This is a genomic window from Bradyrhizobium nanningense (assembly GCF_004114535.1).
In the GTDB taxonomy this organism is placed as follows: Bacteria; Pseudomonadota; Alphaproteobacteria; order Rhizobiales; family Xanthobacteraceae; genus Bradyrhizobium; species Bradyrhizobium nanningense.
On record NZ_LBJC01000005.1, the window covers coordinates 1 to 23,791 of the forward strand.

The window sequence follows — 23,791 nt, forward strand, 5'->3', positions numbered from 1 at the left end:
AGCAGGCGGCCCAGCCGCCCGCGGCCGGCCCGGCCCCGGCGGCCGCGCCCTCGGCAACCGCACCTGCGGCGCCGACGGCGACCGCTCCGGCAACCCCGTCCGTGATCGCCGCTCCGGCGCCTGCAAAGTCCGAGACGGCGTCCGTCGCGCCGGCGATGAAGGAATTGTCGCCCTGGGTCATGTTCATGTCGGCCGATGTCATCGTGAAGGCGGTGATGATCGGGCTCGCCTTCGCGTCGCTGATGACCTGGACCGTCTTCATCGCCAAGTCGATCGAGCTGTCGGTCGCCTCCACCAAGCTTCGCTCGGCACTGAAGAAGATTGCGGACACGCGCTCGCTTGCCGAAGCGCAGATGGCGCTCGGTGCCAAGGAGGGCATCCTGCCGTCCTTCCTGGCGGCGGCGCTGCGCGAGGCGCGGATGTCGGCCGGCCTGTCCAGCGATTCCGGCATCAAGGAACGCGCGGCCTCCAGCTTTGCCGAGATCGTGCGCGCAGAGGCGCGCCGCATCCGCATCGGCATGGGCGTGCTTGCCACCATCGGCTCCACCTCGCCCTTCGTCGGCCTGTTCGGCACGGTGTGGGGCATCATGAACAGCTTCATCGGCATCTCGAAGTCGCAGACCACGAACCTTGCCGTCGTCGCGCCCGGCATCGCCGAGGCGCTGCTTGCCACCGCGATCGGCCTCGTCGCCGCCATTCCCGCGGTCATCATCTACAACCACTTCTCGCGCGTGACGAAGGGCTATCTCGAACTCGTCAGCCGCGCCTCGGGTGCCGCGGCGCGGCTGCTCTCGCGTGATCTCGACCGCAGCCACGGCAGCGTGCATTCGCGCGCAGCGGAGTGAATCATGGCTGTTTCGCTCGCAGACAACGATGACGACGACGATTTCTCGGAAACGCATGACATCAACGTCACGCCGTTCATCGACGTCATCCTGGTGCTGCTGATCATCTTCATGGTCGCGGCTCCGCTCTCCACGGTCGATCTGCCGATCGACTTGCCGACGTCGAGCGCGACGCCGCAGAAGAAGCCGGACAAGCCGACCTATCTCAGCATCAAGCCCGATCTGACGCTTGCCATCGGAGAAAACCCGGTCCAGCGGGCCGAGTTGATCGGGACGCTCGACGGACTATCCGACATGAGCAAGGACAAATACGTCTTCCTGCGGGCCGATCGTTCGGTGCCGTATGGGGAGTTGATGGGCGTCATGGAGCTCCTGCGCTCAGGCGGCTATGCGCGGGTGAAGCTGGTGGCGCTGGAAGGCCCGCCGGGAGCGCCTGCGGCCGGCGCCGCTCAGCCTTGAGAAGACGCGCTATGTCGGACGAACTCAGACCATCCCGAAAACTCTGGATCCTGGCGGCGGTGGCGGCGCTCGCGCTCCATCTGGGTGGTGCTGCGCTCGCGCTGGCTCATTTGCGGGCCGACGACGACGGCGACGGCCTGGGTGCGGCCGGCGCAGAGTTCGCGGTCGAGATGGCTTCGCCGGAAGCTCAAGAATCCGACGTTCCGGTCGGACCGAACGACTCAGCGGCGCAGGAGGAGCGCCCGGAACTTCCGGAACAGAAGGCCGAGATAAAGGAGACGGAGCTTCCGCAGGATCGACCGCAAGAGGCCGAGAACCCCGATCGTATCGTCAGCGAAAACAAGGCGAAGAAGGAGCAGGACGACGATCCGAAGGTGGCTGCGGTCGAAACGCCAGCCATGGAAGCAGCGCCAAAGCAGATCGACCAAGCGCGGCAGACTTTCGAGGACGCAACGCGCGAGGCTGATAAGGCGATGGCTCCTGTGGTCGGTATCGGCAAGGACATCCTGAAGATCACGGCCGACTGGAACCGCAAGATCAGCGCGCATCTTGCGGCTCACAAGGTCAATCCGGAGGGCAAGGATCCCAGCAATCAAACTGTAAAAGTCAGCTTCGCCCTCAATCGGAGGGGAAACGTGATCTCGGTTGACGTCGCGGAATCATCGGGAGATGCGGCTTACGATGCTGCCGCAGTTTCCATGGTCCACAAATCCGACCCTTTCCCGACACCGCCTGCCGCGATAACTGAGGATCGGATCGAACGCACCGTCCCCATCATCTTCAAGCCACCGGAAGAGAAGAAAAAGAAGAAGACGGCTCAGCGCCAATAGAGCCGGATTCCGACATAGACCACGACCAGGCACGCGAAGATCAGCGCCACCGGGAGCGGTCGTTTCTGGGGTCCAGCGAATGCCGCCGTCCCGAAGGGGGCGGACTTCTTTGGAGACGGTGCCGGGCGGCGGAAGGCGGTAACATTGTCCGCTGCCGGCTCAGCCGCGCGTGGGCGGACGTCGGGCGGGATTCCCGCGCCGCCCATCTCGGCATAATAGGCCTTGTAGATCGCCCCGATGGTGGCCTCGGTGGCCTCGCCCTCGCTCATCTGCGCCAGCAGGTTCTGGTAGCTCGCCAGGAATTCCTGGGCCTCCGGAGGCAACGCGGACGCCCCGTTGAGCTTGGCCATCATCTTCCAGGTGGCGAAATCGGCACGGGCACGGGTGTCGGCGCGTCGCGCGATCAGCATGTCGGCAGCTTTGACCAAGTCGGCCTCTGGCCCTTCGGCTTGTGTTCGGTGTCGCTGTTCAACTAAACGTTGCCGGTCAGGAAGAGAACAGCCTGAATCACATGACCGGTCAACGTTCGCAGTATTGCTGAAATAACATCAAGATTTAGACCGAACTGCGAACCCGCCAGCGGCAGCAGGATCAACAGGCCGATCAGGATCAGCATACCGAACGGCTCGAGCCGGGCCAGCGGCGCGGCGAGGGGGCGGGGCAACAGCCCGACTGCCACGCGCCCGCCGTCGAGCGGCGGGATCGGCATCATGTTGAACACGGCCAGGATCGCGTTGATGATGAGGGCATTCTTGAGGTTGTCGGCCACCCATTTCGCCGAGCTCGCCGGCACCAGGGGCAGAGCATGGAAGGCGAGGGCGGCGGCGAGCGCCAGCAGGATGTTGGTGGCAGGGCCCGCCAGCGCCACCCAAACCATGTCGAGCCTGGGGTTGTTCAGCTTGCGAAAGTTCACCGGCACCGGCTTGGCATAGCCGAACAGGAATGGCGAATGCGCGAACAGCAGCATCGCCGGCAGGATCAGCGTGCCGAAGGGGTCGATGTGCCTGACAGGATTGAAGCTGACCCGCCCGAGCTGCGAAGCCGTGTTATCGCCGAGCCGGTCCGCGACGACGGCGTGCGCAGCCTCATGGAAGGTGATGGCGAGCACCAGCGGCAGCACCCAGACGGAAAGGTCATAAAGGGAAATGTTCACGGCTCGTTGATCCCGGTTTGCCTGCGGCCTTGCAGACGACCCAGCCGAACCGGCGGTGCAGCAACGCTTCAGCGCAACATAGGGCGGCCGGTCCGGAAATGCCACGCCGCTGATGATCGGCCGCCCCGAAGTCGCCACGCCGTCCGTGCGGATTTACGCAGGAATCGTCCCCTGATACTGCACCAGGCCGTCGTCGAGCTTCAGCCAGGCGGGCTTCTCCGAGACCCAGATGTGCTCGGTCGGTGCGAAGGCGTTGCGATCGTCGAAAACGGAGAGGGACACGCCCGCCAGCGTGCCGTTGCGCCGCCACGCGAACAGCCGCGTGCCACAGTGCTTGCAGAACACGCGGTCGATGTTCTCCGAGGATGCATAGCGCTCCGTTTCACCCTCGACGGTCAGCGCGCGCTGGTCGAACTGCGCCCGGGCGAAGAAGGGCGAGCCCATCGCCTTCTGACAGAGGCGGCAATGGCAGACGCGGACGTTGAGCGGCTCGCCCTCCGCCTTGAACCGCACCGCGCCGCACAGGCATCCGCCTTCCCGGATCATGATGTCCTCAATAGGTTGCGCGCCCACCCGAGATGTCGAACACGGCGCCGGTCGAGAACGCGCAGTCCTCCGACGCCAGCCAGCTCACCATCGCGGCGAGCTCTTCCACCAGCACGAAGCGCGCCTTCGGGATCTTCGACAGCATGAAGTCGATATGCTGCTGCGTCATCTGGTCGAAGATCGCGGTCTTCGCCGCCGCCGGCGTCACTGCGTTGACGAGAATGTCGTGCGCCGCGAGCTCCTTGCCGAGCGACTTCGTCAGCGCGATCAGGCCGGCCTTGGACGCCGAATAGTGCGCCGCGTTCGGATTGCCTTCCTTGCCGGCGATCGAAGCGATATTGACGATCCGTCCGTATTTTTGCTTCAGCATCGCCGGCACGATCGCCTTGCAGACGATGAAGGGGCCGTCGAGGTTGATGCGCAGCACCTTGCGCCATTCCTCGAGGTCCGTCTCCCAGACCGGCTTGTTGATTCCGGCGATGCCGGCATTGTTGACGAGGATGTCGATCTTGCCGAAGGCAGCCAGCGTCGCATCGCGGGCCTGCTCGACGGCCGCGGTGTCGGTGACGTCGACCTTGAAGACCTTGGTCTCGCCGCCGATCTCCTTCGCCGTCTTCTCGGCCAGCGCCGAGTCAAAATCCCAGATCGCGACCTTGGCGCCGGAGGCGGCGAAACGCTCGGCGATGGCGCGGCCAAAACCCTGCGCGCCGCCGGTGACGACAGCGATGCGACCGTTGAGATCGATCTTGTTCATCAAGAAATCCCCCTATCTATCCCTCATGGTGAGGAGCGCGCAGCTCGCGCGCGTCTCGAACCATAGAGCCCGTGGCCAATCCGTCGAGACGGCGCTGTCGCGCCTCCTCGGGATGAGGCGTTGATCAGAGCATGTAGCCGCCGTCGACGACGAGGTCGACGCCGGTGGTGAAGGCACTCTCGTCGCTGCCGAGATAGACCGCCATGGATGCGATCTCCTCGGCGGTGCCGAGCCGGCCCATCTTCTGGCGCGAGATGAACATCTCCTTGCCCTGCGGGCCTTGCGCGGCGGCGCGGTCGAGCATCGAGGGCGTCTCGACGGTGCCCGGGCAGATCGAGTTGCAGCGGATGCCCTTGGTGATGAAGTCGAGCGCCACCGCGCGGGTCAGCAGCGACACAGCGGCCTTCGAGGCACTGTAGACGTAACGATTGGCCGGCGGCCGCAGCGCGGCGCAGGACGAGATGTTGACGATGCTGCCGCCGCCGCCCGCGAGCATGTCGGGCAGGAACGCCCTGATGGTCCGGTGCATCGACTTGACGTTGAGGTCGAACGAGAAATCGAAATCCTCCTCCGAGCATTCCAGGATGGTGCCGTGGTGCACGAAGCCGGCCGCGTTGAGCAGGATGTCGATCTTGCCGACGCGCTTGGCAAACGCGTTGACGTCGGCGGTGTTGCGGACGTCGAGCTTTGCGACCTCGGCAATGCCTTCCTTGGTCAGGCCGGCGATGCCGGCCTCATTGATGTCTGTCGCGATCACGGTTGCACCCTCACGCGCGAATGCGATGGCGCATGCGCGCCCGATGCCGGCGGCTGCAGCCGTGACGACGGCGCGTTTGCCCCTGAGGCGGTCTGCCATGTTGTTTTTCTCCTTTGTGTGCATTCGAATGCCAGCCCCACATCATTGCGAGGAGCCCTTGCGACGAAGCAATCCAGGGTCTCTCCGCGGAGGCAGACTGGATTGCTTCGCTTCGCTCGCAATGACGGTGTGGCTGCTAGTGATTATCCCGCGCCACGCCAAACGCTCCGGCGACGTTCTGGTAGCGCGTGGCGAGTTCCATGCAGGCGCCGGTCGATTGCTGGCCGACGGTGTTGCGATAGATCTCCTGCCACGGCGTCTGGTTCGCCGGATGCTTGAAGCCGCCATTGGCCATCAGCTCGGCGTGGCGCTTCTTCAGCTCCTCGTCCGAGATCAGGATGTTGGCGCTGCCCTTGTTGAGGTCGATGCGGACCTTGTCGCCGGTCTTGAGGATCGCAAGCCCGCCGTTGGCGGCCGCTTCCGGCGAAGCATTGAGGATCGAAGGCGAGCCCGAGGTGCCGGACTGGCGGCCGTCGCCGATGCAGGGCAGGGACAGGATGCCGCGTTTGATCAGCGCCGCCGGCGGCTGCATGTTCACGACCTCGGCGCCGCCGGGATAGCCGATCGGGCCGGTGCCGCGGATGAACAGCACGCAGCGCTCGTCGATGTCGAGCGAGGGATCGTCGATCCGCTCGTGATAGTCCTCCGGACCCTCGAACACGATGGCGCGGCCCTCAAAGGCGTTGAGGTCCTTCGGGTTGCTGAGGTAGCGGTCGCGGAATTCCTTCGAGATCACGCTGGTCTTCATGATCGCGGAGTCGAACAGATTGCCCTTCAGCACCAGGAAGCCGGCGTCCTTCACCAGCGGCTTGTCGTAGGCCCAGATCACGTCGTTGTCGGGCTTTGGCGCATCCTTGCAATTCTCGCCGATGCCGCGGCCGTTGACGGTGACGGCGTCCTCGTGGATGCGCTTGTGCTTCATCAATTCGCGCACCACGGCCGGGACGCCGCCGGCGCGGTGAAATTCCTCGCCGAGATAGAAGCCGGCCGGCTGCATGTTGACCAAGAGCGGCACGTCGTGGCCGACCTTCTGCCAGTCCTCGATCGAGAGTTCGACGCCGATGTGGCGGGCGAGGGCGTTGATGTGGATCGGCGCGTTGGTCGAGCCGCCGATCGCCGAATTGATCACGATGCAGTTCTCGAACGCCTTGCGGGTCAGGATGTCCGAAGGCTTGAGGTCTTCCCAGACCATCTCGACGATGCGCTTGCCGGTCTCATATGCGATCTGGCCGCGCTCGCGATAGGGGGCGGGGATCGCCGCGCAGCCCGGCAGCGAGAAGCCGAGCGCTTCGGCGAGCCCGTTCATGGTCGAGGCGGTGCCCATGGTGTTGCAATGGCCGACCGAGGGCGCCGAGGAGGCCACGATCTCCATGAACTCTTCATAGTCGATCTCGCCCGCGGCGAGCCGCTCGCGCGACTTCCAGACGATGGTGCCGGAGCCGGTGCGCTCGCCGGCATGCCAGCCGTTCAGCATCGGACCGCCCGACAGCACGATCGCGGGCAGGTTCACGGTCGCCGCCGCCATCATGCAGGCCGGCGTGGTCTTGTCGCAGCCGGTGGTGAGCACGACGCCGTCGAGCGGATAGCCGTAGAGGATCTCGACTAGGCCGAGATAGGCAAGGTTGCGGTCGAGCGCCGCGGTCGGGCGCTTGCCGGTCTCCTGGATCGGATGGGTCGGGAATTCCATGGCGATGCCGCCGGCCTCGCGGATGCCCTCGCGGACCCGGTGAGCCAGCTCGATATGATGGCGGTTGCAGGGAGAGAGGTCGTTGCCGGTCTGGGCGATGCCGATGATCGGCTTGCCGGACTGCAGCTCGGCGCGGGTGAGGCCGTAATTGAGGTAGCGCTCCATATAGAGCGCGGTCATGCCCGGATTATGCGGGTTGTTGAACCATTCCTGCGAGCGAAGATGGCGTCGTGAGCCGTTGCCGGCGGGCGCATGCCCATTGGTTGGTTTTCTTGTCATTGGCTTCTCCTGCAATGCAAACGCACTGGCGTCCGTCCTCGGGTGTCGGCTTGTGCGATGCCCAACGGCGCGAATGATGGATCGCTGGCCCGCTGGCGGGTCGTTTCCTCACAAATCCGATACTAGTCATGGCCACTTGGTAACGCTACCATTTTGTTCGCCGCACTCGCGCCCGATACGGCTGGCCTGCTGTCCGAATGGCGCGAGGTCGAGCTTTGCCGCTCGATCACCTTGAAGCCGAGATCGAGCACCGGCTGCTCGGGGCGCCGTCCGTCGATCGCCTCGATCAGCATGGTGGCGGCCGTGTTGCCCATCTCGTAGCGGTTGGTGCGCACGCTGGTGAGGGTCGGGACGGCGGATGCCATGAATTCGAGGTCGTTGAAGCCGACGATCGCGATCTGGTCGGGGATCGCGATCTCCCGGCGGCGGCATTCGAACAGCACGCCGAGTGCGAGGTCGTCATTGGCGCAGAACACTGCGTCGAGGTCGGGCTCCCGGGCCAGGAGATCGGCGAACAGGGCGCAGCCGAGCGTGACCGAGGTCGGTGTCGCGGTGGTGACTACGAGGCGCTGCTCGAACAATGCAGCGTCCTTCATGGCCGAGACATATCCGTCCAGCCGCCGCTGCACCCGCGGATCCATGCGCGCGCCGACGAAGCCGATCTTGCGGCGGCCCTGTTCGAACAGGTGCGCAACCGCTGCGCGGGCCGCATCATAGTGCGAAAAGCCGATCATCATGTCGACCGGATCGGGGCCGATCTCCATGATCTGCACGATCGGGCAGTCGGCGGCCTCCAGCATCGCTCGCGATTCCGTGGTCTGGTCGATTCCGGTGACGATCAACCCGGCCGGCTTCTGCGCGAGAAACAGGCGCAGCAGCTTCTCTTCCTGGAGAATGCTGTAGCGTGTGTTGGACAGCTGGATCGAGTAGCGGCTGCCTTCGGACGCGTCGTAAATGCCGCGCAGCACGTCCGAGAACACGTTGTTGGTGAGAGAGGGGATCAAGACACCGATGACCTCGGTGCGTTGCGAGGCCAGTGCGCGTGCCGCAAGGTTCGGCACATAGCCGAGCTCCTTGGCCGCGCTCTCCACCCGCGTCCTCTTGGCGATCGACAGGGCTTCCGGATTGCGAAAGAAGCGGGACGCCGTAATCGGGCTGACGCCGGCAAGCTCGGCGACTTCCGCCAGCCGGATTTTGCCTGACTTGGTGCGTTTTCGACCCATTTGCTGCTCTTAACACACTCGGTCCCGCAAACAAAGGAACGTTGACAGCGCTACCAGCAACGACTAACCAAAGACAAATTGCCAAAACCGCACAAACTGCCGACAATGTTGCCCGCTACGGTCGGGCTTCGTTCGGCGAAGTCTGAAAAAACAAGACGGTCGCGGCGCGAAAGGCGTCGTGGACTTTCGAGGAGGGAGCTAGATGTCGTCTGTGCAAATCCGCGACGTGCGGAAATCGTTCGGCAATTTTGAAGTCCTGCACGGCGTGACTGTACCGATTGAGGACGGCCAATTCGTCGTTCTGGTCGGCCCCTCCGGCTGCGGCAAGTCGACGCTTCTGCGCATGCTGGCCGGTCTCGAGAACATCACCTCCGGTACGATCTCGATCGGCGACCGCGTCGTCAACAATGTCCAGCCCAAGGAGCGGGACATTGCGATGGTGTTCCAGAACTACGCGCTCTATCCGCACATGACCGTTGCCGACAATATGGGCTTCTCGCTCAAGCTGCGGAATGCGGGCGCCGACGAGATCAACAAGCGCGTCAAGCGCGCCGCCGAGATCCTCGCGCTGGCGCCGCTGCTCGATCGCTACCCGCGTCAGCTCTCCGGCGGCCAGCGCCAGCGCGTCGCGATGGGCCGCGCCATCGTGCGCGACCCGCAGGTCTTCCTGTTCGACGAGCCCTTGTCGAACCTCGACGCCAAGTTGCGCGTCGCCATGCGCACCGAGATCAAGGAGCTGCACCAGCGGCTGAAGACGACGACCGTCTACGTCACCCACGACCAGATCGAAGCCATGACCATGGCCGACAAGATCGTCGTCATGCATGACGGCATCGTCGAGCAGATGGGCACGCCGCTCGAGCTCTACGACAAGCCCGACAACCAGTTCGTCGCCGGCTTCATCGGCTCGCCCGCGATGAACTTCCTGAAGGGGCATGTGCGCGTCAACGGCGTCGCTGCCTTCGAGGGGCCCAACGGCGTCAAGCTGCCGCTCAAGACCGCGCCCGCCGCGTCCGACGGCCGTCCTGCGGTCTACGGCGTGCGGCCCGAGCATTTCACCATCGCCGACGACGGCGCCGAGGCTGAGATCATCGTGGTCGAGCCGACCGGCTCGGAGACGCAGGTGTTCGCCAAGATCGGCGGCGAGCAGGTCGTCGCGGTCTTCCGCGAGCGTCACCAGTTCAACCCGGGCGACAAGATCCGGCTGAAGCCCGACCCGTCACTGGTGCACTTGTTCGACGAAGCGACAGGAAAACGCCTGAACGCGTAGTGTGAGTTCTACTTAAGACAACAAAAAAGCATCACAGGGAGGACGACATGCAAGACTTTACCCGCCGGACGCTGCTTCAAGGCGGAACTGCACTGGCTGCGACCGGCATGCTCACGGGGCCGGCGCTGTTCGAGTTCGCCAAGGCCTGGGCGCAGAGCGCGCCCTGGAAGGCGGAGCCCGGCGCCAAGCTGACCGTGATGCGATGGAAGCGCTTCGTGCCGCAGGAGGACGATGCGTTCAACGCAATGGTGGCGGCGTTCAAGGCGGCCACCGGCACCGAGATGAACGTGTTCAGCGAGTCCTTCGAGGACGTGCAGCCGAAGGCCTCGGTTGCGGCCAATACCGGCTCGGGGCTCGATCTCGCCTGGGGCTTGCACACGCTGCCGCAGCTGTTTCCCACCAAAGTGCTGAAGATGAACGACGTCGCCGATTATCTCGGCAAGAAATATGGCGGCTGGACTGATGCAGCGGCCAAGACCTGCAAGCAGGGCAACGACTGGCTCGGCATTCCCGTCGCAACCAACGGCGGCTACATGACGTACCGCAAGTCAGCGCTCGACAAGGCCGGGTTCAAGGAATTCCCGAAGGACTTCCCCGGCTTCCTCGAGATGTGCAAGGCCCTGAAGAAGAACAACACGCCGGCCGGCTTCGCTCTCGGGCATGCCTCGGGCGACGGCAATTCCTGGCTGCACTGGGTGCTGTGGGGCCACGGCGCCTACACGGTCGACCAGAACGACAAGATCATCATCAATTCGCCGGAGACGGCGAAGGCGCTGGAATATTGCAAGGCGCTGTACGACAACTTCATCCCGGGCACCGCGTCCTGGAACGATTCCTCCAACAACAAGGCGTTCCTCGCCGGCGAGCTCTATTGCACGGCGAACGGCATCTCGATCTACGTCGCCGCCAAGACCGATGCCAGCAAGAAGGAGCTCGCCGAGGATACCTATCACGCGCTCTGGCCGGTCGGGCCGGTCGGCAAGCCGACCGAGCTGCAGCTTGCGCTGCCGATCCTCGCCTTCAACTTCACCAAGTACCCGAACGCGGCGAAGGCCTTCGTCGCCTTCATGCTGGAGAAGGAGAACTACGAGAAGTGGCTGGATGGCGCGCAGGGCTATCTGACGCAGACCTTGAACGCCTATGAGTCGGCGCCGATCTGGACGGCGGATCCCAAGAACGCCGTGTTCGCGCAGGCGTCCAAGCGCACGCTGCCGGCGTCCGGCATCGGCACGGTCGGCGAAAAGGCAGCAACGGCAATCGCCGACTTCATCGTCGTCGACATGTTCGCCAATTACTGCACCGGCACCAAGGATGCGAAGGGCGCGATGGCGGAAGCCGAGCGCCAGCTGAAGCGCATCTATCGCTGAGGGTCACGGAGCGGGCGGCACGTGCGCCGCCCGCTCGTCAACATTTCGATCAGGGATATCGGGCATGGCTGATGTCGCAATTCCCCGGGCCAAGCCTCAGATGAGCGAGGACAGCGCCTGGACCCAGCTCAAACACAATCGCAACTGGCTCGGCTTCTGGTTCATGGTGCCGGCCATGGCGTTCCTGATCTTCTTCCTGGCCTATCCGCTGGGACTCGGTATCTGGCTGTCCTTCACCGACACCCGGATCGGCAGGGTCGGGCACTTCGTCGCCACCGAGAATTATGAGTGGCTGTGGGACGATTCCATCTTCTGGCTGTCGGTGTTCAACACGCTGCTCTACACCTTCGTCGCCAGCGCCCTCAAATTTGCAATCGGACTCTATCTCGCGCTGCTGCTGAACGAGAACATGCCGTTCAAGGCGATGCTGCGCGCGATGGTCCTGATCCCCTTCATCGTGCCGACGGTGCTCTCGGCGCTGGCGTTCTGGTGGATCTTCGATTCGCAATTCTCCATCATCTCCTGGTCGCTGAGGCATCTCGGTGTGATCGATCAGAACATCAACTTCCTCGGCGACACGACCTGGGCCCGCATTTGCGTGATCTTCGCCAACATCTGGCGCGGCGTGCCGTTCGTGGCGATCACGCTGCTCGCTGGCCTGCAGACGGTGTCGCCGTCGCTCTATGAAGCCGCAACGCTCGATGGCGCGACGCGCTGGCAGAATTTCCGGTTCATCACCTATCCGCTGCTGACGCCGATCATCGCCGTCGTGATGACCTTCTCGGTGCTGTTCACCTTCACCGACTTCCAGCTGATCTGGGCGATGACGCGCGGCGGCCCCGTCAACGCCACCCATCTGATGGCGACGCTGTCCTACCAGCGCGCGATCATCGCCGGGCAGCTCGGCGAGGGCGCGGCGATATCCAGCGCCATGATTCCGTTCCTGCTCGCTGCGATCATGGTGTCCTGGTTCGGCCTGCAGCGCCGGAAATGGCAGCAGGGAGAGAGCAATGACTGACCTGCCAACCAGATCCATCGATCTCAAGAATGTGCTGTCGGGCTCGGCGCCTATGGCCGATCACAGCGAGGGCATGAGCTATCTCCAGTCGGTGCCGCGCCGGATCGTGACGCTGTACCTGCCGCTAACGATCATCGTCGTGGTGCTGTTGTTTCCGTTCTACTGGATGGCGCTGACCTCGGTGAAGCCCGACGATCAGCTGCTCGATCTCGACAGGTTCAACCCGTTCTGGACCTGGAATCCGACCTTCAAGCATTTCCACAAGCTGCTGTTCGAGAGCTACTATCCGCACTGGCTCTGGAACACGATGTACGTGGCGATCTGCGCCACGGTGCTCTCGATCATCGCGTCGGTGCTCGCGGCGTACGCCATCGTCCGCTTGCGCTACAAGGGCGCCAACCTCGTCGGCGGGCTGATCTTCCTCGCCTATCTGGTGCCGCCGTCGATCCTGTTCATCCCGCTCGCCACCGTCGTGTTCCAGTACGGCCTGTTCGATTCGCCGCTGGCGCTGATCCTGACCTATCCGACCATCCTGATCCCGTTCTCGACCTGGCTCTTGATGGGCTATTTCAAGACCATCCCGTTCGAGCTCGAGGAATGCGCGCTGATCGACGGGGCGAGCCGCTGGCAGATCCTGATCAAGATCGTGCTGCCGCTCGCGATTCCCGGCCTGATCTCGGCCTTCATCTTCTGCTTCACGCTGTGCTGGAACGAGTTCATCTATGCGTTGACCTTCCTGCAGTCGACCAGCAACAAGACGGTGCCCGTCGCGATCGTCAACGAGTTCGTGGACGGCGACATCTACCGCTGGGGGTCGCTGATGGCGGGAGCCCTGGCCGGCTCGCTGCCGCTCGTCATCCTTTACGCCTTCTTCGTGGAGCATTATGTGTCCGCGATGACCGGCGCCGTGAAGGAATGATCGCGGGGCGGCTAGTGGAGAGCGCGTCAGGAGCGGCGCGCTCCGGCCAATAACAAGGAGTTGAGCTCTTGCACATTCTGGTTCTGGGCGCTGCCGGCATGGTCGGCCGCAAACTCTGTGAACGGCTGCTGCGCGACGGTCGCCTCGGCAAGAGCGACATCACGAAACTGACCATGCATGACGTGGTCGAGCCGAAGAGGCCGGAGAAGGCCGGTTTCCCCGTCGAGACGGTGTCGGGCGATTTCGCTGTGCCGGGCGCGGCCGAAAAACTGATCGCCGGCCGCCCGGACGTGATCTTCCATCTCGCGGCCATCGTCTCGGGTGAGGCCGAGCTCGATTTCGACAAGGGCTACCGCATCAATCTCGACGGCACCCGAATGCTGCTCGATGCCGTCAGGCTCGTTGGCGGCGGCTACAAGCCGCGGGTGGTGTTCACGTCCTCGATCGCGGTGTTCGGCGCGCCGTTCCCGGATGCGATCGGCGACGAGTTCTTCCACACTCCGCTGCTCAGCTACGGCACCCAGAAGGCGATCGGCGAACTCCTGCTCGCCGATTATTCGCGCCGCGGCTTCCTCGACGGCATCGGCATCCGCCTGCCGACCATCTGCATCCGTCCTGGCCTGCCCAACAAGGCGGCCTCCGGCTTCTTCTCCAACATCCTGCGCGAGCCGCTGGCCGGCAAGGAAGCGGTGCTCCCGGTGTCCGAGGACGTTCGTCACTGGCACGCCACGCCGCGCTCGGCGGTCGGCTTCCTGCTTCACGCCGGCACCATGGATCTTGCCGCGGTCGGCCCGCGCCGCAATTTGACCATGCCGGGCCTGTCGGCCACGGTCGGCGAACAGATCGCCGCGTTGAAGCGGGTTGCGGGTGAGAAGGTCGCCGCGCGCATCAAGCGCGAGCCCGATCCCTTCATCGTCGGCATCGTCGGCGGCTGGCCGCGCAATTTCGATGCCAAGCGGTCCCGCGAGCTCGGCTTCACCACCGCCGAGAAGACTTTCGACGACATCATCCGCATTCACATCGAAGACGAGCTCGGCGGCAATTTCGTCGCCTGATCTCTGACAGAGCGGGCCCTAGTGATGGCGAGCGTTGCTTGCATCGGCGAATGCATGGTCGAGCTCAGGCAGGCGCAAGGCGGCGCGTCTGCGGGGCAGGGGGGCGGCCTTTATTCACGCGGCTTCGGCGGCGATACCCTCAACACCGCCGTCTATCTGGCGCGGCTCGAGGTCAAGGTCGACTATCTCACCGCGCTCGGCGATGACGGTCTCAGCGATGAGATGATCGCGGCCTGGAACGCGGAGAACGTCGGCACCAGGCGCGTCGTGCGGATCGCGGGCAAGCTGCCCGGCCTCTACATGATCCAGCTCGATGCGAAGGGCGAGCGCCAGTTCTTTCACTGGCGCGACAGCGCGGCGGCGCGCCAGCTGATGAGCCTGCCGGAGACCGACGAGCTGCTCAATTCGCTGATGAGCTATGACATCGTCTATCTCTCCGCGATCACGCTCTCGATCTACGATGCGGCGGGGCGCGATCGCCTGTTCGCGGCGATCAGGCGCGCGCGCCTGCTCGGCACCCGCTTCGTGTTCGACACCAATTTTCGTGCGCGGGGATGGCCGGACCGCGACGTCGCGCGCGAGGTGTTTGCCGCAGCGTTCGCGGCTGCCGACATCGTCCTGACCTCGACCGAGGACCTGCTCGCGCTCTATCCCGGCGAGAGCAACGAGCAATTGATGGCGCGCATCCCGACGCCCGAGCTGGTGTTCCGCCTCGCCGAGCCGGTGAGCCTGCTGCGCTCCCCCGGTGGCACGAGCGAGGTCCGCGCCGAGCCGATGACCAAGCCGGTCGTGGACACCACGGCGGCCGGCGACAGCTTTGCCGCGGCCTACATCGCCGCCCGGCTCGCCGGTTCTGAGCCGGTCGAGGCCGCCCGGGCCGGGCATCGCCTCGCCAGCCTCGTGATCTGCTATTCTGGCGCCATCATTCCGGGCTATGCCATGCCGCCGAAGAAGCGGCACCGGCCGGCGACCACGCGTCAAGCGACCAAGTAAACGAAAAGATCCACCAGATGCCCACGACTGCCCAACAGAATCATCTCGTCGCGCTGTTCAAGGCGGCGACCGTCATTCCCGTCCTCACCATCGAGCGCATCCAGGATGCCGTGCCGCTGGCGCGTGCGCTGGTCGCCGGCGGCGTCCGCACGCTGGAGGTGACCCTGCGCACCCCGGTCGCGATCGAGGCGGCGCGGGCGATGATGGCCGAAGTGCCCGAGGCTGTCGTCGGCATCGGCACGATCCTCAATCCGGCCGACTTCACCCGGGTCGAGAAGCTCGGCGTCGCCTTCGGCATCAGCCCGGGCCTGACCTCCGATCTCCTGAAGGCCGCAACCCATAGCTCCTTGCCGTTCGCGCCGGGCATTGCCACGGCGTCCGAGCTGATGATGGCGCTGTCGCACGGCTTCGACGTCGCAAAATTCTTCCCGGCCGAGCAGGCCGGCGGCATCAAGGGCCTGCGCGCCCTCGGTGGTCCGTTCCCGAACGTGCGATTCTGCCCGACCGGCGGGGTCGGCGAGGCCAATGCGGCGAGCTGGCTGGCCGAGCCCAACGTGGTCGCGGTTGGCGGGTCCTGGCTGTGCCCGACGGCGGAGATCCGGGCCGGGAACTGGGCCGGCATAACTGCCATCTGCCAGCGCAGCCTGAAGGCCCTGAAAGCCGCGTGAAGTCTTGCCATCCCTGGGCTAAGACTTAGCTCAGGACAAGACCCCAGGGAGAGATGACCATGACCGCCAGCATCGTCGGATGGGCGCATACGCCGTTCGGCAAGTTCGACACCGAAACCGTCGAAAGCCTCGTCACCCGCGTCGCCAACGAGGCGATGGCCGATGCCGGCATTTCGGCCGGCGATGTCGACGAGATCGTGCTCGGCCATTTCAACGCCGGCTTCTCGCCGCAGGATTTTACCGCTTCGCTGGTGCTCCAGGCCGATCCGAAGCTGCGCTTCAAGCCGGCGACCCGGGTCGAGAATGCCTGCGCGACGGGCTCTGCCGCCGTGCACCAGGGCCTGCGCGCGATCGCCGCAGGCGCGGCTAGAATCGTGCTGGTCGTCGGCGTCGAGCAGATGACGCGCACCCCCAGCGCAGAGATCGGCAAGAACCTGCTCAAGGCATCCTACCTGCCTGAGGACGGCGACACCGTCGGCGGCTTCGCCGGCGTGTTCGGCAAGATTGCCAGCTCCTATTTCCAGAAATACGGCGACCAGTCCGATGCGCTGGCGCTGATCGCGGCCAAGAACCACAAGAATGGCGTCGCCAATCCCTTCGCCCAGATGCGCAAGGATTTCGGCTTCGACTTCTGCCGCGCCGAGAGCGAAAAGAACCCGTACGTCGCCGGCCCCCTGAAGCGCACCGACTGCTCGCTGGTCTCCGACGGCGCCGCGGCGCTGGTTTTGGCGGATGCCGAGACCGCCAAGAGCATGGCGAAGTCGATCGGCTTCCGCGCCACCGCGCATGCCCAGGACTTCCTGCCCATGAGCAAGCGCGACATCCTGCAGTTCGAGGGCTGCACCGTCGCCTGGCAGCGCGCGCTGGAGAAGGCCGGTGTCACGCTGTCCGATCTCTCCTTCGTCGAGACCCATGACTGCTTCACGGTCGCCGAGCTGATCGAATACGAAGCGATGGGCCTGACGCCGAGGGGGCAGGGCGCGCGCGCCATCAAGGAAGGCTGGACGCTGAAGGACGGCAAGCTGCCGGTCAACCCGTCCGGCGGTCTGAAGGCCAAGGGCCATCCGATCGGCGCCACCGGCGTTTCCATGCACGTGATGACCGCAATGCAGCTCGCAGGCCAGGCACCCGAGGGCATGCAGCTCAAGAATGCCAAGCTCGGCGGCATCTTCAACATGGGCGGTGCCGCGGTCGCGAACTACGTCTCCGTGCTCGAGCCGCTGAAGTAGGCTCCTGGGTTAGCCTGCGGCTGCGCGAAGCGCAGGTGCTGGCGTAACCCACCTCTTTTGTCTCCGCGGGGACAGATTTGGTGGATTACGCCTGCGGCTAATCCACCCTACGACCTTTGCGCTAGATCATGGTCGGTACGCCGGGGGCCCCTAAAGCTCTTGATTGACTTGCAGGGAATGCATCATGAGCAATGACTACGAAGACTCGCTGTCGATGGACGCACTCAACGATCGCATCGCGATCCTCGAGGACAACATCCGGCAGCTCATCGAGCAGGCCGCGGCCGCCTCGGGCGAGCAGAACGAGTCGCGCATCGCCGACCGGATCAGCCAGCAGAACGAGGAGCTCGACCGGCTGCTCAAGATCCGCGAATCCCGGCAGAAGAAATAGCGGCCGGTATCGCCGCGCGGCGCATGCGGCCATACGCCGGCCGGCCTTGCGCGCGGGGCATCAGTGCCCTTAGCTGCCGAAATCGCCGGGCCGTGTCCAGAGCCCGCGCAATCGGGAGCGAACGATGGGGCCGCTGAAGGGCATCAAGGTCATCGACATGACCACCGTGCTGATGGGGCCGTATGCGACCCAGATGCTCGGGGACTATGGTGCCGATGTCATCAAGGTGGAATCGCTCGACGGCGATGTTACCCGCCTGATTGGCCCGATGCGCCACGCCGGCATGGGCCCGGTCTTTCTCAACACCAACCGCAGCAAGCGCTCGATCTGCCTCGATCTGAAGAAGCCCGCGGGTCGCGATGCGGTGCTGCGGCTGCTGAAGGACGCCGACGTCCTCGTCTACAACGTCCGCCCGCAGGCGATGGCGCGGTTGCAGCTCGGCTACGATGTCGTGTCCGCAATCAATCCGCGCCTGGTCTATGCCGGCGTGTTCGGCTTCGGCCAGGACGGGCCCTATGCCGTAAAGCCCGCCTATGACGATCTGATCCAGGGCGCCACCGCGCTGCCGGCGCTGATGGCGCAGACCGGCGACGGTGTGCCGCGCTACGTGCCGAACGCGCTGGTCGACCGCATCGTCGGTCTCACCGCGGTCGGCGCGATCTGCGCCAGCCTGGTGCACCGCGACCGCACCGGCCGCGGCCAGCGTCTGGACATCCCGATGTTCGAGACCATGGCCGGCTTCGTCATGGGCGACCATATGGGCGGCCTCACTTACGAGCCGCCGCTCGACAAGGGCGGCTACGCCCGCCACTTGTCGCGCGACCGCAGGCCCTACAAGACCTCGGACGGCTATCTCAGCGTCATCGTCTACAATGACAAGCAGTGGGAGAATTTCTTCAAGGCGACAGGCCGCGACGACCTGCGCGCCGATCCCAAATTCGCAACCTTCGCCGGCCGCGCTGCCAACATCGACGTCGTCTATGCCGAGCTCGCGCGCATCTTCGAGACGCGCACGACCGCCGAATGGATCGACTTGCTGACCAAGGCCGACGTGCCGGTCATGCCGATGCACGATCTCGCCTCGATCCTGCACGATCCGCATCTGGAAGCGACAAATTTCTTTCCGGTCGTGACCCATCCGACCGAGGGCCCGATCCGCAGCATGAAGGTGACGGCGACTTGGTCGGAGACCGAGGCGGAGCCGGTGCAGCTCGCACCGCGTCTCAACGAGCACGGCGCGGATATCTTGCGCGAGCTCGGCTATTCGCAAGACGAGATCGCCGCCATGGTGCGCGATGGCGTCACCCGCTCGGCGCCGGAGTAGGGAATGACGAGGAGGAGTGACCATGAGCTTCATCACCGGCGTCGGCCTCACCCCGTTCGGCAAGCATGAAGGCTCGTCCTCGCTCGATCTGATGAGCAAGGCCGCGCAAGCCGCGCTCGATGACGCTGGCCTCAAGCGGAGCGAGATCGACGGCATCCTCTGCGGCTATTCTACCGTCTCGCCCCACATCATGCTGGCGACCGTCTTCGCCGAGCATTTCGGCATCCGCCCGTCTTACGCCCACGCCGTGCAGGTCGGCGGCGCCACGGGGCTCGCGATGACGATGCTGGCGCATCACCTCGTCACGTCAGGCGTTGCGCGCAACGTGCTCGTCGTCGCCGGCGAGAACCGCCTCACCGGGCAGAGCCGCGATGCCTCGATCCAGGCGCTGGCGCAGGTCGGTCATCCCGACTACGAGGTGCCGTTGGGGCCGACCATTCCCGCCTATTACGGCCTCGTCGCCAGCAGATACATGCACGAATATAGCGTGTCCGAAGAAGACCTCGCCGAGTTCGCCGTGCTGATGCGCGCGCACGCTTGCACCCATCCCGGCGCGCAATTTCAAGATCCCATCACGGTCGCCGACGTCATGGCCTCGAAGCCGGTGGCAATGCCGCTCAAGCTGCTCGACTGCTGCCCGGTGTCAGACGGCGGCGCGGCCTTCGTCGTCAGCCGCGAGCGGACCGGGGAAGCGGGCGTGTGCATCCGCGGCTGCGCCCAGGCGCACACGCATCAGCATGTCACCGCAGCACCGGCATTGAGCGAACTCGGCGCGGAAATCGCTATCGCCCGTGTCAAGGAAGCCACGGGCCTCGCAATCTCCGACGTGCGCTACGCCGCGATCTACGACAGTTTCACCATCACGCTCGCGATGCTGCTGGAAGACCTCGGCCTTGCCGGCCGCGGCGAAGCCGCGGCTCGCGTGCGCGCGGGTCATTTCGGCCGCGACGGTGCGATGCCGCTGAACACCCATGGCGGCCTGCTCAGCTACGGCCATTGCGGCGTCGGCGGCGCGATGGCGCATCTGGTTGAGGCGCATTTGCAGATGACGGGACGGGCGGCGACCCGTCAGGTGCGCGATGCCTCGATCGCGCTGCTGCATGGCGATGGCGGCGTGCTATCGTCGCACGTGAGCATGTTCCTGGAGCGGGTGCGATGAGTGAACCTCTGGCAGGCTGGACCAAAGGCGGAGAGGCCATCACCTACCAGGCTTGCACCTCATGCGGGCACGTGCAGTATTTCCACCGCGCCTTCTGCGCGGCGTGTGGCGAATCGGGTCCGCGCGAGCTGCGCGCCAGCGGCAAGGGCAGGGTCTACGCCACCTCGCTGGTCTGCCGCGCCGCGACGCCCGAGACGCGGGCGCACGTGCCCTACAACATCCTGCTGGTCGATTGCGCCGAGGGATTTCGCATGATGGCGCACGGCGAGAATGACCTTGCCATCGGCGATTCGGTTGTTGCGAGCTTCAGGCCGTTCGCCGGCAAGCTCGTGCCGTTCTTTGCTAAGAAAAAATAGTGGGGGAGCGGGATTCGTCATTCGGGGGCGGTCCAAGGGACCGAGCCTGGAACGGGATTCTGGGCCTGGCCTGTGCGAGAGCCACCCCGGAATGACGAAAACTCGAAAACTCGAACTAACGCCCGTAGAACAAGATGCTGGCGATGACGAGCATCGCCGTCACCGCCAGCATATGCGCGAGCGCTCCCGAGGCCGCCCCCTTGGTGGCTTCCTTCATGCCTTTACTCCCTAGACTTGGGCGTGACTCATCGTTGTGCGGCTAGCGCACCCGACGGCCAATTGTTTTACTCGGAACACCCCACTTCTCGAGTACTCACCGCAATGTGTCCCCACGCGGCGAATATCGACTGTCTCAAGGTCGATCAGCAATGCGGCGGCATTTTGACTCGATGATGTTGCTCCCGCGTCGGTGCAAGAATAGAGTTTCAAGGAACTCTCGCCGGCAGTTACAAAAAGCATCAAAAATTCAGGGAAAACTTCAGGAAAATCATGGCCCGCATCGATTACAGCGACCCGTCCAAGGCATCCGACCGCACCCGCGAGATCCTCGACAAGAACCGCAACGCCAACATCTTCCGCATGATGTCGCACTCGCCGAGCTATTTCGAACAGTACTGCCGGCTCGGGGGCGCGATCCGCCACAAGGGCGAACTCGATCCGATCGTTCGCGAACTCGCGATCACCCGCACCGGCATCTTGTGTGAGGCGCCGTACGAGATCGTCGCGCACAAGCGGATCGGCAAGAATGTCGGCGTCACCGACGCACAGAACGAGGCGCTCGAGAACTGGCAGGCCGCGACCTGCTTCAATGAGGTGCAGCGCGCCGCGCTCGCCTTCACCGACGAGATCGTGAAGCTGAAGAAGCCGACGGATGCGACCTTCAAGGTGATCGCGTCAAAGCTGACGCCGGCCGCGCTGGTCGAGCTGCAGCTCTCGGTCGGCTTCTACATCATGACCTCGAAATTTCTGGAAACGTTCGAGATCGATCTCCAGCCCGTCACTGAAGTGGTGGGCTGATCCAAAGCTTGGCTTGCGAGGGATGCTTATGACGATCGATGAATATGCGGCCTGGGCCGCAACCATTGCCAAAGTCGATGAGCATCCGTCCAACGAGCGGTTGTCCTATCTCGGGCTCGGCCTCGCCGGCGAGGCCGGCGAAGTCGCCGACCACATCAAGAAGCTGCTGCGCGACGACTGGCTCGACAAGGCGGGTCTGGTCGATGAGCTCGGTGATGTCATCTACTACTGGGCCTGCCTGTGCGCCGCGACCGGCCAGCAGCCATCCGAGCTGCTGGAGGCCAGCGCAAAGAAGATCAAGCGTCGGCTGAGCGAGGCCGCGAGCCGCTGAGACGAGCGAGGCAACGACTTCACTGTGGCCTTCCTTCGAGACGCCCGCCGGTGGCGGGCCCTCAGGATGAGGACCGAGGACGCGGCAGTAGCTTCAACGAGCAACGATGCCGCTTAGCCTCATCCTGAGGAGACCGCGAAGCGGTCATCTCGAAGGACGAGGCGCGCGCTCAGCTCGCGCAAAATGCAAGGATCCCGCCGCTCACGTCGACGTCAAAATATCCACCTTCGCGTTGGCGACGATCAGGCGGTCGGCGAGCAGTTGCGCGAGGTTGCGCATGATGCGCTCGCTGGCGCGCGGGTGCTGCTTGCGGAAGCGTTCGAACTCCTTCAGCGGCACTTCGAACGCGGTCGCCGCCATGTCGGCGAACACGTCGGCCGAGCGCGTCGTCTCGAGCAGCGCCATCTCTCCGAAGGCCATGCCGGCAGTCAGCGTCGCCAGCCGCACGCCATCGGGCAGCGTGACATGCACCGCGCCACTGCGCAGGAAGAACAGGGAGGAGGCCGGATCGCCCGTGGTGATGATCTTCGCGCCGGCCTGAAAGGTTCGGATCGTGCAGATCGAGGCGAGATCCGTCAGCTCTTCCTCGCTCATGCCTGATAGCAGCGGCTGCTCGGCAAGCGCGGTGGTCTCGTGGAAGTCGATCGAGCCGCCATAGCGATAGACGATCTGATCTTCCGCCCATTCGATCGCGGTGTCGAGCAGGTAGAAGTCGCGGACGTTCTTCAGCTCGGCGGTCCATTCCCGCAAAGACTCCCATTCCCTGGAGGCGCGCCCGACGCCGGATAGCACCACCGTGACATTCAGTGCCGCGAGCTCCTCGAACGCTTCGGCGATCAGGCGCGCACCGGCGCGCGTGGTCGAGGTGACGCGGTGCAGGTCGAACACGACGATTTGCGGCCGCGGTCGTCCGGCCAGCCGGCGCGAGACGTAGTCGACGGCCGACAGCGACAGCGTGCCGACCAGCTCGATGACCCGCACCTCCTGCTCATGGGCCGCCAGGATCTCACGCTCCTGCGGCCGGCGCACACGGCGTGACGGGCTCTTGCCGATGTCGTAATCGGCGATGACGGCGTTGCGGGCATCGTCGCTGCGGTTGAGCATGTGCAGGTCGTAATGCGCCGACAGCGCCTCGCAGACCTTGATGCCGCGCACGCTGTTGCCGTGCTTGTCGAGCCTTGGCGAATAGCTGCCGAGCCCGAGGCGGGCAGGGAGCGCGGCCAGAATGCCGCCGCCGACGCCACTCTTGGCGGGAATGCCGATGCGGTAGATCCATTCGCCGGCATAATCGTACATGCCCGAGGAGGTCATCACCGAAAGCGTGCGCGAGATCGCGTAAGCGCTCAGCACCTGCTCGCCGGTAACCGGATTGACGCCGCGATTGGCCAGCGTTGCCGCCATCACTGCGATATCGCGCGCGGTGACCAGCACGGCACATTGCCGGAAATAGACGTCGAGCACGGCGGCGACGTTGTCCGAGATCACCGCGTTGGTCTTGAGCAGGTAGCCGATCGCGCGGTTGCGGTCGCCGGTCTGGCTTTCGGAAGCATAGACGGCCTCGTCCACGGCGAGCTCGCGGCCCGCAAAGCGGCCGAGTGCGAGACGGATCTGCTCGAAGGCATCCGCGCCCTTGCTATCGTGGATCAGCCCGGTGCAGGCGATTGCGCCGGCATTGACCATCGGGTTGAACGGGTGGTTCTCGGAGTTGAGGCGGATCGAGTTGAAGGGATCGCCCGAGGGCTCGACGCCGATCGCGCTCTCAACCTTGCCTGCGCCCAAAAGGTCCAGCGCCAGCGCGAACACGAACGGTTTTGACATCGACTGGATGGTGAAGGGCACCATGGAGTCGCCGACCTCGTAGACGTGGCCATCCAGTGTCGCGAGGCTGATGCCGAAATGGGCAGGATCAGCCTTGCTCAGCTCGGGAATGTAGTCGGCGACGTTGCCCGCAGTTTCGGCGGAGAATTCATTGAGGCAATTGTCCAGAAACCGCAGCAAAGGCGGTTTCGAGCGGGTCCAGGCGGCGGCGAGAGGCGAGAGCGGTGTCATCGCCTCAGTTGTG

The 23,791-nt window shown here is 64.6% G+C and carries 25 protein-coding genes; 17 read left to right on the forward strand and 8 right to left on the reverse strand.

Going from position 1 to position 23,791, the window contains the following annotated elements:
- The 3 genes from exbB to XH84_RS01710 all read left to right on the forward strand — a co-directional run.
- The coding region (gene exbB, locus XH84_RS01700) for a tonB-system energizer ExbB (protein ID WP_245471578.1) at window positions 1-845 on the forward strand (845 nt) is incomplete at its 5' end.
- 3 nt (window positions 846-848) lie between these two features.
- Window positions 849-1,304 (forward strand): TonB system transport protein ExbD, encoded by a 456-nt coding sequence (gene exbD, locus XH84_RS01705; protein ID WP_128917728.1) that lies wholly within the window; start codon window positions 849-851, stop codon window positions 1,302-1,304.
- Window positions 1,305-1,315: 11 nt separating this feature from the next.
- Window positions 1,316-2,134, forward strand: a complete 819-nt coding sequence (locus XH84_RS01710; protein WP_128917727.1) for an energy transducer TonB family protein — start codon at window positions 1,316-1,318, stop codon at window positions 2,132-2,134.
- Here XH84_RS01710 and XH84_RS01715 read toward each other — a convergent pair.
- The 7 genes from XH84_RS01715 to gntR all read right to left on the reverse strand — a co-directional run bounded on the left by XH84_RS01715 (window position 2,122) and on the right by gntR (window position 8,632).
- Window positions 2,122-2,544 (reverse strand): hypothetical protein, encoded by a 423-nt coding sequence (locus XH84_RS01715; RefSeq protein ID WP_128917753.1) that lies wholly within the window; start codon window positions 2,542-2,544, stop codon window positions 2,122-2,124. The two genes, XH84_RS01710 and XH84_RS01715, sit on opposite strands and share 13 nt — an antisense overlap.
- 62 nt (window positions 2,545-2,606) lie before the next feature.
- Window positions 2,607-3,287: a site-2 protease family protein gene (locus XH84_RS01720; protein WP_128917752.1), complete on the reverse strand. Its 681-nt coding sequence runs from the start codon at window positions 3,285-3,287 to the stop codon at window positions 2,607-2,609.
- A gap of 153 nt (window positions 3,288-3,440) precedes the next feature.
- Window positions 3,441-3,833, reverse strand: a complete 393-nt coding sequence (locus XH84_RS01725; protein WP_128917726.1) for a GFA family protein — start codon at window positions 3,831-3,833, stop codon at window positions 3,441-3,443.
- A gap of 7 nt (window positions 3,834-3,840) precedes the next feature.
- Window positions 3,841-4,587 (reverse strand): SDR family NAD(P)-dependent oxidoreductase, encoded by a 747-nt coding sequence (locus tag XH84_RS01730; protein WP_128917725.1) that lies wholly within the window; start codon window positions 4,585-4,587, stop codon window positions 3,841-3,843.
- A gap of 124 nt (window positions 4,588-4,711) precedes the next feature.
- Window positions 4,712-5,443: an SDR family oxidoreductase gene (locus XH84_RS01735; protein WP_128917724.1), complete on the reverse strand. Its 732-nt coding sequence runs from the start codon at window positions 5,441-5,443 to the stop codon at window positions 4,712-4,714.
- 136 nt (window positions 5,444-5,579) lie between these two features.
- On the reverse strand, window positions 5,580-7,409 hold the full coding sequence (locus tag XH84_RS01740; protein WP_128917723.1) for an IlvD/Edd family dehydratase: 1,830 nt from the start codon (window positions 7,407-7,409) through the stop codon (window positions 5,580-5,582).
- Window positions 7,410-7,531: 122 nt separating this feature from the next.
- On the reverse strand, window positions 7,532-8,632 hold the full coding sequence (gntR, locus tag XH84_RS01745; protein ID WP_128917722.1) for an HTH-type transcriptional regulator GntR: 1,101 nt from the start codon (window positions 8,630-8,632) through the stop codon (window positions 7,532-7,534).
- A gap of 202 nt (window positions 8,633-8,834) precedes the next feature.
- Here gntR and XH84_RS01750 point away from each other — a divergent pair, with 202 nt between their 5' ends.
- The 14 genes from XH84_RS01750 (at window position 8,835) to XH84_RS01815 (ending at window position 21,729) form a co-directional block, all read left to right on the forward strand.
- Window positions 8,835-9,902, forward strand: coding sequence for an ABC transporter ATP-binding protein (locus tag XH84_RS01750; protein ID WP_128917721.1), 1,068 nt, complete (start codon window positions 8,835-8,837; stop codon window positions 9,900-9,902).
- Between the two features lie 47 nt (window positions 9,903-9,949).
- A complete protein-coding gene (locus tag XH84_RS01755; RefSeq protein ID WP_128917720.1) occupies window positions 9,950-11,269 on the forward strand; it encodes an ABC transporter substrate-binding protein in 1,320 nt (439 codons plus the stop codon).
- A 100-nt stretch (window positions 11,270-11,369) separates the two neighbouring features.
- The gene (locus tag XH84_RS01760) at window positions 11,370-12,287 is read left to right on the forward strand and encodes a carbohydrate ABC transporter permease (RefSeq protein WP_164936022.1); all 918 of its coding nucleotides are present in this window, start codon (window positions 11,370-11,372) and stop codon (window positions 12,285-12,287) included.
- A 52-nt stretch (window positions 12,288-12,339) separates the two neighbouring features.
- The gene (locus XH84_RS01765) at window positions 12,340-13,206 is read left to right on the forward strand and encodes a carbohydrate ABC transporter permease (protein WP_430641867.1); all 867 of its coding nucleotides are present in this window, start codon (window positions 12,340-12,342) and stop codon (window positions 13,204-13,206) included.
- Window positions 13,207-13,274: 68 nt separating this feature from the next.
- Window positions 13,275-14,261 (forward strand): D-erythronate dehydrogenase, encoded by a 987-nt coding sequence (denD, locus tag XH84_RS01770; RefSeq protein ID WP_128917717.1) that lies wholly within the window; start codon window positions 13,275-13,277, stop codon window positions 14,259-14,261.
- A gap of 24 nt (window positions 14,262-14,285) precedes the next feature.
- Window positions 14,286-15,254, forward strand: a complete 969-nt coding sequence (locus XH84_RS01775; RefSeq protein WP_128917716.1) for a sugar kinase — start codon at window positions 14,286-14,288, stop codon at window positions 15,252-15,254.
- A gap of 17 nt (window positions 15,255-15,271) precedes the next feature.
- A complete protein-coding gene (gene eda / locus XH84_RS01780) occupies window positions 15,272-15,922 on the forward strand; it encodes a bifunctional 4-hydroxy-2-oxoglutarate aldolase/2-dehydro-3-deoxy-phosphogluconate aldolase (RefSeq protein WP_128917715.1) in 651 nt (216 codons plus the stop codon).
- 59 nt (window positions 15,923-15,981) lie between these two features.
- On the forward strand, window positions 15,982-17,151 hold the full coding sequence (locus XH84_RS01785) for an acetyl-CoA acetyltransferase (RefSeq protein ID WP_128917714.1): 1,170 nt from the start codon (window positions 15,982-15,984) through the stop codon (window positions 17,149-17,151).
- Window positions 17,152-17,335: 184 nt separating this feature from the next.
- Window positions 17,336-17,542, forward strand: a complete 207-nt coding sequence (locus tag XH84_RS01790) for a hypothetical protein (RefSeq protein ID WP_124158772.1) — start codon at window positions 17,336-17,338, stop codon at window positions 17,540-17,542.
- 124 nt (window positions 17,543-17,666) lie between these two features.
- Window positions 17,667-18,866 (forward strand): CaiB/BaiF CoA transferase family protein, encoded by a 1,200-nt coding sequence (locus XH84_RS01795; RefSeq protein ID WP_128917713.1) that lies wholly within the window; start codon window positions 17,667-17,669, stop codon window positions 18,864-18,866.
- Window positions 18,867-18,888: 22 nt separating this feature from the next.
- Window positions 18,889-20,025: a thiolase family protein gene (locus XH84_RS01800; protein WP_128917712.1), complete on the forward strand. Its 1,137-nt coding sequence runs from the start codon at window positions 18,889-18,891 to the stop codon at window positions 20,023-20,025.
- On the forward strand, window positions 20,022-20,381 hold the full coding sequence (locus XH84_RS01805) for a Zn-ribbon domain-containing OB-fold protein (protein ID WP_128917711.1): 360 nt from the start codon (window positions 20,022-20,024) through the stop codon (window positions 20,379-20,381). The genes XH84_RS01800 and XH84_RS01805 overlap by 4 nt, the downstream gene beginning before the upstream one ends.
- A 489-nt stretch (window positions 20,382-20,870) precedes the next feature.
- Window positions 20,871-21,398, forward strand: coding sequence for a carboxymuconolactone decarboxylase family protein (locus XH84_RS01810; RefSeq protein ID WP_128917710.1), 528 nt, complete (start codon window positions 20,871-20,873; stop codon window positions 21,396-21,398).
- Window positions 21,399-21,426: 28 nt separating this feature from the next.
- Complete coding sequence (locus XH84_RS01815) at window positions 21,427-21,729, forward strand: nucleoside triphosphate pyrophosphohydrolase family protein (protein WP_164936014.1); 303 nt, start codon at window positions 21,427-21,429, stop codon at window positions 21,727-21,729.
- 201 nt (window positions 21,730-21,930) lie between these two features.
- On the opposite strand, the gene glsA is transcribed toward XH84_RS01815, so the two are convergent.
- The gene (gene glsA / locus XH84_RS01820) at window positions 21,931-23,778 is read right to left on the reverse strand and encodes a glutaminase A (protein WP_128917708.1); all 1,848 of its coding nucleotides are present in this window, start codon (window positions 23,776-23,778) and stop codon (window positions 21,931-21,933) included.
- Window positions 23,779-23,791 lie beyond the last annotated feature (13 nt).

Bases quoted from the DNA above. Each gene is read 5' to 3' on its own strand.
- XH84_RS01755 (WP_128917720.1), top strand. From the start codon at position 9,950: ATGCAAGACTTTACCCGCCGGACGCTGCTTCAAGGCGGAACTGCACTG.
- XH84_RS01790 (WP_124158772.1), top strand. From the start codon at position 17,336: ATGAGCAATGACTACGAAGACTCGCTGTCGATGGACGCACTCAACGAT.
- eda (WP_128917715.1), top strand. From the start codon at position 15,272: ATGCCCACGACTGCCCAACAGAATCATCTCGTCGCGCTGTTCAAGGCG.
- XH84_RS01760 (WP_164936022.1), top strand. From the start codon at position 11,370: ATGAGCGAGGACAGCGCCTGGACCCAGCTCAAACACAATCGCAACTGG.
- XH84_RS01730 (WP_128917725.1), bottom strand. From the start codon at position 4,587: ATGAACAAGATCGATCTCAACGGTCGCATCGCTGTCGTCACCGGCGGC.
- XH84_RS01805 (WP_128917711.1), top strand. From the start codon at position 20,022: ATGAGTGAACCTCTGGCAGGCTGGACCAAAGGCGGAGAGGCCATCACC.
- XH84_RS01795 (WP_128917713.1), top strand. From the start codon at position 17,667: ATGGGGCCGCTGAAGGGCATCAAGGTCATCGACATGACCACCGTGCTG.
- glsA (WP_128917708.1), bottom strand. From the start codon at position 23,778: ATGACACCGCTCTCGCCTCTCGCCGCCGCCTGGACCCGCTCGAAACCG.
- XH84_RS01750 (WP_128917721.1), top strand. From the start codon at position 8,835: ATGTCGTCTGTGCAAATCCGCGACGTGCGGAAATCGTTCGGCAATTTT.
- XH84_RS01715 (WP_128917753.1), bottom strand. From the start codon at position 2,544: ATGCTGATCGCGCGACGCGCCGACACCCGTGCCCGTGCCGATTTCGCC.
- XH84_RS01735 (WP_128917724.1), bottom strand. From the start codon at position 5,443: ATGGCAGACCGCCTCAGGGGCAAACGCGCCGTCGTCACGGCTGCAGCC.
- exbD (WP_128917728.1), top strand. From the start codon at position 849: ATGGCTGTTTCGCTCGCAGACAACGATGACGACGACGATTTCTCGGAA.
- XH84_RS01725 (WP_128917726.1), bottom strand. From the start codon at position 3,833: ATGATCCGGGAAGGCGGATGCCTGTGCGGCGCGGTGCGGTTCAAGGCG.
- XH84_RS01785 (WP_128917714.1), top strand. From the start codon at position 15,982: ATGACCGCCAGCATCGTCGGATGGGCGCATACGCCGTTCGGCAAGTTC.
- XH84_RS01815 (WP_164936014.1), top strand. From the start codon at position 21,427: ATGACGATCGATGAATATGCGGCCTGGGCCGCAACCATTGCCAAAGTC.
- XH84_RS01800 (WP_128917712.1), top strand. From the start codon at position 18,889: ATGAGCTTCATCACCGGCGTCGGCCTCACCCCGTTCGGCAAGCATGAA.
- XH84_RS01775 (WP_128917716.1), top strand. From the start codon at position 14,286: ATGGCGAGCGTTGCTTGCATCGGCGAATGCATGGTCGAGCTCAGGCAG.
- XH84_RS01810 (WP_128917710.1), top strand. From the start codon at position 20,871: ATGGCCCGCATCGATTACAGCGACCCGTCCAAGGCATCCGACCGCACC.
- XH84_RS01710 (WP_128917727.1), top strand. From the start codon at position 1,316: ATGTCGGACGAACTCAGACCATCCCGAAAACTCTGGATCCTGGCGGCG.
- XH84_RS01740 (WP_128917723.1), bottom strand. From the start codon at position 7,409: ATGACAAGAAAACCAACCAATGGGCATGCGCCCGCCGGCAACGGCTCA.
- XH84_RS01765 (WP_430641867.1), top strand. From the start codon at position 12,340: ATGGCCGATCACAGCGAGGGCATGAGCTATCTCCAGTCGGTGCCGCGC.
- gntR (WP_128917722.1), bottom strand. From the start codon at position 8,632: ATGGGTCGAAAACGCACCAAGTCAGGCAAAATCCGGCTGGCGGAAGTC.